We start from the raw sequence: 12,136 nt of genomic DNA, 5'->3' as shown, positions 1-12,136 counted from the left end.
TATTAATTGTATGATTTTTATAATTTCTTTGTAAAGCATCATTTAATAAAGCAGCGACAATTGGATTACGTTCTATCATACAAACTTGACAACCTAAAGCAGCCAATATGAAAGCATCTTTACCTAATCCAGCTGTTGCATCCAAAACGTTAGGATAATAATTTTTTTTAATTCCAACTGCTTTTCTTATAGCTTCTTTTTTAAGAAAACAATTTTTTATTCGATATTCCATTTTTTTGTGAGCAAAGTCAATCCAAAAATTACCTAAATGAGGTTCGTCTCTTTTAAATATTTCTAATCTATCTTGTTTTATAATTAAAGCCATGATTGATGACGAATCATGTTCTAATCCCCATTTATTTATAATATTTTTTTTTTTAAAAGATTCATTAATTATATAAATTTTCATATTTTAAATTCTATTATTTATCAATTTTTATGTAAAAAAATTAATTTTTTAATTTTATATACATAAAAAATGTGATTTTATTATATGCGCGTATTATAAAAATATCAAATATTAAATAATTGATTTTAATTAACATATATGAATATTAATTCAATTAAAATTTGTATTTATTAAAAATTAATAATTAAAAAAAATAAAAAAATAATATTTTTATATATAAGAAATCCTTTTGTTAGTAAATATTTTTACATTAAAAGAACGTGGGAAAAGTATTAATTATATTCAATTTTAAAAAAAAATAATTATTTTTAATTAATTCGATCTCTGATAACTTGACTAAAAAACTAAATTCAAGTAAAAAGGAAGAATAAAGAATAAAAAGAGGACATAACTTCATGTCATCCGTATCATTTACAAGTCAAACACAATTCTTGGATTTAAAAAATAAAATAAGAATAGAAGAAAATAAAAAAATTAAAGCATATATTAAAAATAAAGATGTAAAAGATTCTTCATCTATTTCTTTACAAAAAGATACTTCAGTAAATTTAATTTCTGAAAACAAATCTGATCTTTATAGTATATCTTTCAGTAATAAGCCTTTAGTTAAAAGACATCTGACGGTAAAAAAAAATATCAGTCGTTACAATTCATCAAACGCAGATATATTAAAAATAAAAAAATATATAAGTGATTTTATTTTGGAAGATTCAACTCATAAATTTATTTCACTTACATCTACGGAAATAAATAAACAAAATAATAAAGTCACAAGAGTTGCTAAAAAATTAATAAATTTAGGAGAATTAACTTTAAATTCTTCTATTTCTTTTACTAAAAAAATTATTCATAAATTTATACATCGTTTTAATAAACCATCGATAAATCAAATATTTGATGAAAAAATGATTAATCAGATACTTCAACAAAAAGATGGTATATCTAAAAACAAAAATCATGTTAATAAAATAAAATCTACAGATGATATAAATAGCAATAATATATTACCAGAGAAAAACAATTCTATAAATAATGCATCTTTTTATGAACCTGAGTATCAAAAAGAAATTTTTGTAGGTGAAAAACAAAAATATCTTATTGTTTGGAAACCATTAAAAAAATTAAATTCATCCGTACAAGCTGCAAATTTTGCAAACCAATATCAAGATAATTTTTATAGATTAAAAAATACTAATAAATTGGATAAAAATTTTATTTATATAGGAGATAACTCTTTATTCACTGTTAATGGAAATAAAGTTTATAAGTCATCACCAATGACAATGTTACATTCATTTAAAAAAATAATACCAAATCTTGAATCTAGACAATTGCTTTCTGCATATTTACATCCTGATATTTTCACTCAAGCTTATTATGATGTTTATTCTAGACATCCAGATTTATCTGAGTGTGAACAAAAAAGACCGGTAATTTCATACAATGTTCAAGAGTTAAATAATGGAAAATTTGAAATAACAGCAAAAAATACAGCGGAATTAATACCTCTTGATGAAAATTCTGTTAGTAAATATAATATTCTTGGTATTAAAACATCCATTTTACTATCAAAAAATTCAGAACCTGAAATTACATATTCTGCTTTTATTGAATAAATGAAATAGATTAATATTTTATATTAATTTTTTGGGGATGTTAGTATCAAAAAGTTTGTATATATTTATTAAATATAAAAATAGGAATATAAAATGGAATTTATATTCCTATTTAATTAGTTTTTTACGGCAAAATTGGTGTTTTATTTATAACAATAAATTTATTAAAAAACTACGTTTTGGGTAAAGGGAATAATTTTAAATATAATATATCGAGATTAATCAAAAAATAAAATTCATAAGTTACCAATAATTTTCGCTAGTTATATGTCCGGGATTACGACGATAATGTTTTCGCATGTTTTTAATTTCTAAAAGAATTTTTTGCGTATCCCGAACCATGTTTGGATTTCCACACAACATAACATGCGAACAATTTGAGTTTAATTCAAGTCCTACTTTATTTTCTAATTCTTTGTTTTTGATTAAATTTGGGATTCTACCCATAAGCGAGTTATCTGTCTTTTCTCGACTGACAATAGTATGAATATGTAATTTCCCTTCATGTTTTTTTTTCAATTTATTTATAAGAGGAGTGTAATTCAATTCATTAATATATCTTACAGCATGTATTAATATAATGTTTTTAAATTTTTTAATTTTATCTTTTTTATCTTGTAATATTGATAAATAAGGACCGATACCTGTTCCCGTTGCAAACATCCATAAATTTTTACATTCAGGTATTTCTGATATGGTAAAAAAACCAGAGGCTTCTTTTGTAATTAAAATTTCATCGTTTGGTATTAAGTTATAAAGTCTGTTTGTCATTTCTCCTGATTTAACTAATATTATATAAAACTCTAAATTTTTGTTATCAGGTGCGTTAACATACGAATAAGCACGTTGTATTTTTTTTTCATTTTTAAAAGACAATTTAACAAATTGTCCGGCAATAAATGGTGCAATTGGGGCATTTAAAATTATGCTGAATAAATGTGAATTCCATTTTTTTATTTTTATTATTTTTCCTGTTATCCATTGTGTCATATTAAATTCCTATTTTTATATAATATTAAATTAAAAATATATTTGAATTTTGATTTTTATATAATTTAAAATAGCAATACTGCTATTTTAAATTATATAAAATATATCAAAATTGATAATAAATATTTTTGTCTCAAATATTTTGTTAATTAAAATGTAAAAAAAAAAGCAAAGAAAATATAAAACATGGGAATATTTTTATATTTATTAAGAAAAAATAAATTAAATATATTTTTTATATTATATTATTTTTTTACTGATCAATACTTTTGATATTAAATTTAAAATATAAATTACTAATTTAAATGTATTTATTTTGAACAAATTTTAATTTTTTAGAGAATAACTTTCCTATTTTAGATAAATCACTAATATAGGAAAGCCAATAATAGTTTTATTAAACAACTACAAAACAAATTTACTAAGATCTTCGTTTGATATTAATTTATCTAAATGTTGTCGTACATAATCATGATCAATATTAATAATTTCTCCATTTTTTTCACTAGCATGAAACGATATATCTTCAGTTAAACGTTCTAATACAGTGTACAAACGACGGGCTCCAATGTTTTCCATGGATTCATTCACTTGCCATGCTGTTTCAGCTATACGACGTATCCCTTCTGGAGTAAAATTAATCGTCACTCCTTCTGTTTTCATTAAAGCTTTATATTGCATAATAATGGAAGTAGTAGGTTCTATTAAGATTCTTTCAAAATCGCTTACAGTTAAAGCTTTTAGTTCTACACGAATCGGTAGTCGACCTTGCAATTCTGGAATTAGATCAGATGGAGTAGTGGTTTGAAAAGCACCGGAAGCAATAAATAGGATATGATCAGTTTTTACCATACCATATTTGGTTGATATTGTACATCCCTCTATTAAAGGTAATAAATCACGTTGCACTCCTTCTCGTGAAACATCTGGTCCTGAAGAAGGACCACTACGTTTACAAATTTTATCAATTTCATCGATAAATACAATACCTTGTTGTTCTACAGCGTTTATGGCAGATTTTTTTAACTCTTCTTGATTAATTAATTTGTTTCCTTCTTCTTCTTTTAATAATTTAATTGCATCTTTTATTTTTAACTTTCTAATACTTTTTTTATTTCCTCCTAAATTTTGAAAAAGCGATTGCAATTGACCTGTTAATTCTTCCATACCAGGTGGAGCCATTATTTCAACTCCCATTGGATGGGTTGCTATATTAATTTCAATTTCTTTTTCGTCTAATTCACCGTCACGTAATTTTTTTCGAAAAGCTTGAATAGTGTTGGAAGGTTTTTTAGAATCTTCAGATTCTTTCCAATTTTTTTTTACAGTGGGAACTAATATGTCCAATATTCTTTCTTCTACTTTTTCGTTGACATGATCGTTATTTCTTTTGATAGTTTGCATACGAACTATTTTAATAGCAATGTCTGTTAAATCTCGAATAATAGAATCGACTTCTTTGCCAACATATCCGACTTCTGTAAATTTAGTAGCTTCTATTTTTATGAATGGAGAATCTGCTAATTTTGCTAATCTTCTGGCTATTTCTGTTTTACCAACACCTGTAGGTCCAATCATTAATATATTTTTAGGTGTAATTTCACATTTTAGTTCATTATTAAGTTGCATGCGTCGCCAACGGTTACGTAAAGCGATGGCTACAGCACGTTTTGCTTTTACTTGACCGATAATGAATTTATTAAGTTCTCTGACGATCTCGTGAGGAGTCATTTCAGACATGGGGATGATCCTTACTTTTCTGAAGGTAATTCTTTAATAGTAAAATTATTATTTGTATATATGCAGATATTAGCGGCAATATAAAGTGATTTTTTTACAATTTTATTAGCGGAAAGAGAACTATTTTCTAATAATGCTATTGCTGCTGCTTGTGCATACGGTCCACCTGAACCAATGGCTATTAGATCGTTTTCTGGTTGAATAACATCTCCATTTCCTGTAATAATTAAAGATGTTTCTTTATCTGCAACAGCCAACAAAGCTTCTAATTTTCGTAATATACGATCAGTTCTCCAATCTTTTGCTAATTCAATTGCTGATCTCAACAATTTTCCTTGATACATCGCTAATTTTTTTTCAAATAATTCAAATAACGTAAAAGCATCAGCAGTTCCACCGGCAAATCCTGCTATTATTTTTTTATGATAAAGTGATCTTATTTTTTTTACGTTACTTTTCATAATAGTATTTCCTAAAGTAGCCTGTCCATCTCCACCAATAACTACTTTATCTTTTAATCGAACGCTTAAAATAGTTGTCACGAATTCAATCCTAAATTATACAAATAATGTATCTAGTATACTTTAAATTTAATTTAATATTGTAGAGAAATATAAAAATATAATTATTCTAATAATCAAAATCAATATAAAAAAATTAAAATATAAAGTTACAAGACATAAATTGTGGAAAATTATTATTATCTATATAAATTTGCGTATTTTATTGTTAAAAAAATAATTTTTAATTTTTTTTATCCATTTTCTAGAATCAATTAAATGTTGATTATTTTTTTTATTTTAAAAAATAAGAAGAATAACTATTTTTTAACTAGTATTAAAAATAAATAATTAATTAGTGTTAATTATACAAAGTATTTTTATAATTGAGTATTATTGTTACTTGGTTATAAATTTTAAATTTATTTTTTTTAAAATTACTATTTTTACTACATTGTTGTATTTGCAATTTCTTTTTTGAGATAGTATTAATATACTATATTAATGTTTAGATATGTATTAATTAATATTAATTTTCGTAAGAGTAAAATATATATGTATTATATTGCATATATAATTTCAATTTAGGTGTGATATGAAAAAAAAAATTCATCCAAGCTATCAAAAAGTTACGGCAACATGTTCTTGTGGTCACATAATTTTATTTTTTTCTACTGTTAATAAGAATATTAATCTTGACGTATGTTCTAAATGTCATCCTTTTTATACAGGAAAACAGAGAATATTAGATACAGGAGGGCAAATAGAAAAATTTAATAAACGTTTTAAAATGATCAACAAGATATAATACTTTTATTAAAAATATACTTTCAATAAAGATAAAGGTAGAAACAATAATATATTTTTATTAAGTATAAAACATTAATTACAGATATTATTTATTATAAATAATTTTTAATGTTTCGTGTATAGTGTTTTATATGATTTTATCATTAATATTGTTAATAAAATTTATTTTTTAAATTAGTAAATATGGAAGATCTGGGTTTATACGATAGATGAATCCAGATCTTTTTAGATAAGATTTATGCGTAAATATAAAAATTTTAAATATCTTAATTTTTTTTTAAATATTGTATTTATAATACGCTTTTTGTAATTAAAATAAAAATATTTTTTACGTAAAATATAATTATTATTTTATAAATAATATTGTTTTTTAAAAATTTTATGTATATTTAATTAATAGTTATTTTTTATTTATAAACGATAAATAAAATATTTTTATGATGTAAAATGAAAAAACTAAAAATATTAGTTTTAATAAGCCATAAAATGGAATTTAATTTAATTTAAATTAAAATATTTAAGATTTTTACATATTTTATGTTCAACAATTTTGTTTTAAATAAAAATTTAATAGCGGGAAACGAGATTCGAACTCGCGACCCCAACCTTGGCAAGGTTGTACTCTACCAACTGAGCTATTCCCGCATAATTTTAATATTTTTCATCAAAAAATATTAAAATTATTTTAAATATGCTTGATATTATATAAAAATATTGATATGTATTCAAGTTTTATTAATTATAAATATATTAAAATTAATTTTTACTGAGATGTAAAAATGTTATTTTTTAAAAAGTATTGTCGATAATAAGATAGTTCTTTTATTGAATTTTTTACGTCTTGCAATGCTGAATGATTATTTTCTTTTACATATTTTTTTACAATATTGGGTTTCCATAAGAGGATTATTTCTTTAAGGGTACTTACATCGATATTCCTGTAGTGGAAATATTTTTCTAACTTAGGCATATATTTAAATAAAAATTGTCTATCGTGATGAATACTGTTACCACACATTGGAGAAGTATTACATAAGGTCCATTTTTTTAAAAAATTGATAGTTCTTTTTTCGGCATATTTTTCATTATATAAACTATTTTCTACCTTTTTAATTAAACCATTTTTTGTATGTGTTTTTATGTTCCATTTGTCCATATTTTTTAGTGTTATTGAAGATTGATGAATTGCTATTTCAGGTCCTATGGATAGAATGTTCAATTTTTTATCTGTAATTATAGTAGAAATTTCAATAATTCTATTTTTATTGGGATCAAGTCCTGTCATTTCTAAATCAAGCCAAATAAGATTATTTTTTTTATCCATGTTTTATTATTAATTCCTTGTATGTACTTGTATAGTTTTATATTACTAAACATTACATAATATATTTACTCTGTAAATATAGACTAAACATATTTTATGCATTTAAGTACATAGGAAGTGATTTTTAATCATCAATAGTTTACTATCTATGTATAAATTTTATATAATTAATAGTATTTAATGTTTTTGTAAAAATAAATACTAAAAGAATTAAAATTTAGCAAACATTAGATTTCATTTAATTAAATGTTATATATATATAATATATTTATTATTGAATTTTCTAGTAAAATTAATAGAAGTAACATAAAAAAAGATACAATAATGCAATTTTTTTACTTGATTAAATGTATTTATTTTAATTAATTTTAATATGTATTAATTAATTTTAGTAGAAATAAAATAATAATATATATTTTACCTGTGTATAAACATAAAATAACTTATCTTTATGATAATTAAAGATGTTAGGAATATTTTTAATTATATATTTTTAAAATGGAATAAAGAATACATATACTATATATATAGAAAAATTTGATAAGTATTAAACGTTTTATTTTATTAATTTTAATTAATATAAAATTTTATTTTTATTTTATGTTCATCAATTTGATATTAGAACATCAAATAATTATTTAAATAATTTTAAAATTGATAATAATATAATATTAGAGAATATTTTATGGATATAAAAGTCGATATTTATTTTAAATAAAAATATAGATCAATATCTATTTTAAATATTAAAGAGTAAGTATGAAAAACATTAATCCTATTAACACTATTGCTTGGAAAGAATTAAAGAATCATTATAAGATTGTAAAAAACATACGTATGTTGGACTTATTTTTAAAAGATAATCTACGTTTTAAAAAATTTTCACTATATTTTAATGACGAAATATTGGTTGATTTTTCCAAAAATTTAATTACTGATGAAACTATATTGAAATTGTTAAATTTAGTGAAAGAAGTTAATTTATCTAATGCTATTAAAGCCATGTTTCAAGGAGATAAAATAAATAAAACGGAAAATCGTGCAGTTTTACATACAGCATTAAGAAATAAAATTGATCATCCAATTATGTTAGATGATAAAAATATCATGTTAGATGTCAATTTTATTTTAGAAAAAATGAAAAATTTTTCCGAAAAAGTAATCAATGGTGATTGGAAAGGGTGTACCGGTAAAAAAATTACTGATATAGTGAATATTGGAATTGGAGGTTCTGATTTAGGTCCTCGTATGGTTACGGAGTCGCTTCGTCCTTATAAGAATCATTTAAATATACATTATGTATCGAATATAGATGGTACAGAAATTTCTGAAGTACTAAAAAAAATATCTTATGATACTACATTATTTATTATTATTTCGAAAACTTTTAAAACTCAGGAAACAATGACAAATGCATATACTGCCAGAAATTGGTTTTTAAAATATACAGGTGATGAAAATAATATTAGACAACATTTTGTTGCTGTATCGACGAATGTCAAAAAAGTGATTAGTTTTGGTATTTATGTGAAAAATATTTTCACATTTTGGGATTGGGTAGGAGGTCGTTATTCTCTTTGGTCTTCTGTTGGTTTATCTATTGTACTGTCTATCGGTTTTAAAAATTTTTCTAAATTATTAAAAGGTGCTTATGATATGGATATGCATTTTTATCAAACTCCTTTTGATAAAAATATTCCAATATTATTGGCCCTTATTGGTATTTGGTATAATAATTTTTTTTGTGCAGAAACAGAAGCAATTTTTCCATATGATCAAAATATGCATCTTTTCCCTGCTTATTTGCAACAAGCTAATATGGAATCTAACGGTAAAAATGTGGATCGTAATGGAAAACATATTTCGTATCAAACAGGACCAATTGTTTGGGGAACATCAGGTACTAATGGTCAACATGCTTTTTATCAATTAATATATCAAGGTACTAAATTAATACCTTGTGATTTTATTGCTCCGATTATCAGTCATCATATGTTACATGATCATCATGAAAAATTATTATCTAATTTTTTTGCTCAAACTAAAACGTTAGCATTTGGTAACATAATAAAAAATATTCAAAAAAATGATAAAAAATGTTTTAATTTTAATTTAAAAAAATCAACACATATGTTTCAATACAAAAATATCAAAGGAAACGTTCCAACAAATTCAATTTTATTAAGAAAAATAACACCCTATACTTTGGGAGCATTAATTGCAATGTACGAACATAAAATTTTCACTCAAGGTATAATATTGAATATTTTTAGTTTTGATCAGTGGGGAGTTGAATCAGGTAAGAAAGTAGCTGATAAAATTTTACACGATCTTAAAAAAAATAAAAAAAATGTAAATTATGATACATCTACAAACGGTTTAATTGATTTTTATCATATATGGATTAATAAACATTAAAAACGGAATTAAAGTAATAAATATATTCAATAATATTGATATAAATATGTTTTTATAATAAATATGTTTTAAAAATATAATAGATAAGAAACGTTTTATTTTTTAAAAAAAATTATCTTCTTAAATATATTAAAAAGTTTTTAATGTATTTTTTTAACAAAATTATTAATTTTTTATAAAGTATAAAAATAAATATTTTTATGAGAATTTATCATGGTTATTCGTGTTCTTCCTATAGAAATAATTAATCAAATTGCGGCAGGAGAAATTATTTATAGTCCTAGTTCAGTAATAAAAGAACTGATAGAAAATAGTATTGATGCTGGTGCTACTAAAATTTGTGTTAACGTTGAAGAAAGTGGTTTGCAATCCATTAGTGTTTCTGATAATGGTTCAGGTATGGATAAAAAAAATTTAAAAATAGCTGTATTACAGCATACTACTAGTAAAATATTTTCCTTGAACGATTTGGAAAATATCAATAGTTTGGGTTTTCGTGGCGAAGCTTTATCAAGCATTACCTCAATATCACGTACTACTTTAATTTCTTGTACCAAAAAAAATGAAGAAGCATGGTCATTATACACAGAAGGATATAATAATCCATTAATTTTCAAACCAACATCCCATCCTGTAGGTACTAGTGTAATAGTATGTGATTTATTTTATAATGTTCCTGTTCGTCGGAAATTTATAAAAAATGTGAAAAATGAATTTCTTAAAATTCATGAAATAGTACGTTGCATGGTTTTATCTAAGAATAATATCGATATTAAATTAAAACATAATAGTAAATTAATTAAACATTACACTAAAATAGATGATACTAGTCAAGAAAAGAGTAGATTGCAAAATGTATTTGGATTTGATTTTTTAAAAAAATTAATACCAATAGATTTAAGAAATAATTTTATGCGTGTGCATGGTTGGATTTCATTGTCTGAAAAAAGTTCTTTTTATAATAATAAAAAATATTATTATGTAAACAATCGTATTGTAAATAATCATCTTATTCGTCATGCAATACATCAAGGTATTAAAGAAATATTTAATAAGAACGTTTCTTATGCTTCTATTTTTTATGTTTTTATTTCTAATAATCAAATAGATGTTAATATTCATCCTACTAAATCTGAAATAAAATTTCATCAATCTCGTTTAGTTCATGGTTTTATTTATCAAGCAATAATTTACGCTTTTAAAAAAAATAATAAGAAAAATGAAATTATTAAATCTGTTGATTGGGTATTAGAGAATTCTAAAATATCTGGTGAAAATTATTTTGAAAAAAAGGAAGAAAAAAAAAATATAGTTTTTAAAAAAACATGTTTAGAAAATATATCGAAAGATAGTGAAATCATTCAAGGAGCAAGGAAAGAAATGTATTTTTTTAAAAAAAATGTTTTGTTTAATAATTTTTATAAATGTTTTGGATATTTGTTATCTTTAATTTATAATTGTTATTTAATGGTTGAAAACATTAAAGGATTTGCATTGGTTTCTCTTCCTATGGCTGAAAGATTAGTTTTTGTTAGTAATACAAAACATATTATTAATAATAAAATAAAATTGTTTATTTTACCTAAAATTTTTAAAGTTCAAATTATTTCTGTAGAATATGATTCTATCATAAATAATAAAGATATTTTATTAAAATTTGGATTAAATTTTTTTATTTCTTCACATTTTTTTTGTTTAAAATCTATACCCTTAATTTTAAAAAAACAAAATTGGAAAAAGTTATTTTTATGTTTTTTGACGTATATTTTTTTAAAAAAAACTATTACTTATGAAGAATTGTTAAAATGGTTTGCTTTAAATATAAGCATATCAAAAACAAAATGGGATAATTTTAAAATTATGAAAGTACTATCAGATATGGAAAAATTTTGTCCTATTTTTATAGAATTTCCGCCTTCAGAATTATTACAACCAATAAATTTCGATAAAAAAATAAGATTTTTAAAAATATGAGTAAAATTATATCGAATAAACCCATAGTAATTTTTGTTATGGGGCCAACTGCAAGTGGAAAAACTAAATTAGCTATTTCCTTAAGAAATTATTTACCAGTAGATATTATCAGTGTAGATTCAGGTTTAATATATAGAGATCTGAATATCGGAACGGCTAAACCGACTGAAAGAGAACTTTTAAAGGCTCCCCATAAATTAATCAATATCAAAAGTTCAGAAGAAAATTATTCGGTAGGTGAATTTAAAGAAGATGCTTTAGAAGCAATATCAGATATTGTTAACCATAAAAGAATACCTTTATTGGTAGGGGGAACAATGTTGTATTATAAAGTATTGTTGAAAGGTTTAGCACC

General features: G+C 22.7%; 10 protein-coding genes and 1 tRNA gene. 5 read left to right on the top strand and 6 right to left on the bottom strand.

The genetic code is table 11. The features are described from left to right. Window positions 1-409 (bottom strand): class I SAM-dependent methyltransferase (locus LDP10_RS02490; protein ID WP_265197165.1); only part of this gene is annotated, 409 nt, incomplete at its 3' end. A gap of 395 nt (window positions 410-804) precedes the next feature. Here LDP10_RS02490 and LDP10_RS02485 point away from each other — a divergent pair. Further along, on the top strand, window positions 805-2,025 hold the full coding sequence (locus tag LDP10_RS02485; RefSeq protein ID WP_265197164.1) for a hypothetical protein: 1,221 nt from the start codon (window positions 805-807) through the stop codon (window positions 2,023-2,025). Between the two features lie 243 nt (window positions 2,026-2,268). Here the strand turns inward: LDP10_RS02485 and LDP10_RS02480 are convergent, their stop codons facing one another. The 3 genes from LDP10_RS02480 to hslV all read right to left on the bottom strand — a co-directional run bounded on the left by LDP10_RS02480 (window position 2,269) and on the right by hslV (window position 5,297). After that, window positions 2,269-3,015 carry an FAD-binding oxidoreductase gene (locus LDP10_RS02480; protein WP_265197163.1) on the bottom strand — a complete coding sequence of 249 codons (747 nt, stop codon included), beginning with the start codon at window positions 3,013-3,015 and terminating at the stop codon, window positions 2,269-2,271. Window positions 3,016-3,420: 405 nt separating this feature from the next. Further along, window positions 3,421-4,755 (bottom strand): HslU--HslV peptidase ATPase subunit, encoded by a 1,335-nt coding sequence (gene hslU / locus LDP10_RS02475; RefSeq protein WP_265197162.1) that lies wholly within the window; start codon window positions 4,753-4,755, stop codon window positions 3,421-3,423. 11 nt (window positions 4,756-4,766) lie between these two features. Next, entirely contained in the window at window positions 4,767-5,297 is a 531-nt protein-coding gene (hslV, locus tag LDP10_RS02470; protein WP_265197161.1) for an ATP-dependent protease subunit HslV, read from the bottom strand. A gap of 553 nt (window positions 5,298-5,850) precedes the next feature. Between hslV and rpmE the strand changes: the two genes are divergently transcribed. Beyond that, window positions 5,851-6,063 carry a 50S ribosomal protein L31 gene (gene rpmE / locus LDP10_RS02465; RefSeq protein WP_265197160.1) on the top strand — a complete coding sequence of 71 codons (213 nt, stop codon included), beginning with the start codon at window positions 5,851-5,853 and terminating at the stop codon, window positions 6,061-6,063. Between the two features lie 574 nt (window positions 6,064-6,637). Here rpmE and LDP10_RS02460 read toward each other — a convergent pair. After that, window positions 6,638-6,710: transfer RNA gene (locus LDP10_RS02460), tRNA-Gly, on the bottom strand. A 118-nt stretch (window positions 6,711-6,828) separates the two neighbouring features. Beyond that, window positions 6,829-7,389: an oligoribonuclease gene (gene orn, locus LDP10_RS02455; protein ID WP_265197159.1), complete on the bottom strand. Its 561-nt coding sequence runs from the start codon at window positions 7,387-7,389 to the stop codon at window positions 6,829-6,831. A gap of 759 nt (window positions 7,390-8,148) precedes the next feature. On the opposite strand from orn, the gene pgi reads away from it, so the two are divergent. The 3 genes from pgi to LDP10_RS02440 form a co-directional block, all read left to right on the top strand. Then, complete coding sequence (gene pgi / locus LDP10_RS02450) at window positions 8,149-9,807, top strand: glucose-6-phosphate isomerase (protein WP_265197158.1); 1,659 nt, start codon at window positions 8,149-8,151, stop codon at window positions 9,805-9,807. 213 nt (window positions 9,808-10,020) lie between these two features. Then, window positions 10,021-11,781 carry a DNA mismatch repair endonuclease MutL gene (mutL, locus tag LDP10_RS02445; RefSeq protein ID WP_265197157.1) on the top strand — a complete coding sequence of 587 codons (1,761 nt, stop codon included), beginning with the start codon at window positions 10,021-10,023 and terminating at the stop codon, window positions 11,779-11,781. Further along, window positions 11,778-12,136: tRNA (adenosine(37)-N6)-dimethylallyltransferase (locus LDP10_RS02440; protein WP_321160499.1), on the top strand; the 359-nt coding region annotated here is incomplete at its 3' end. The genes mutL and LDP10_RS02440, both read left to right, overlap by 4 nt.

Origin of the sequence: Buchnera aphidicola (Pemphigus obesinymphae) (genome assembly GCF_026122815.1) — a bacterium.
GTDB classification, from domain to species: domain Bacteria; phylum Pseudomonadota; class Gammaproteobacteria; order Enterobacterales; family Enterobacteriaceae; genus Buchnera_C; species Buchnera_C aphidicola_BJ.
Note: the sequence above shows the minus strand (reverse complement) of the source record. Positions and strands in the feature narration are given on the sequence as shown.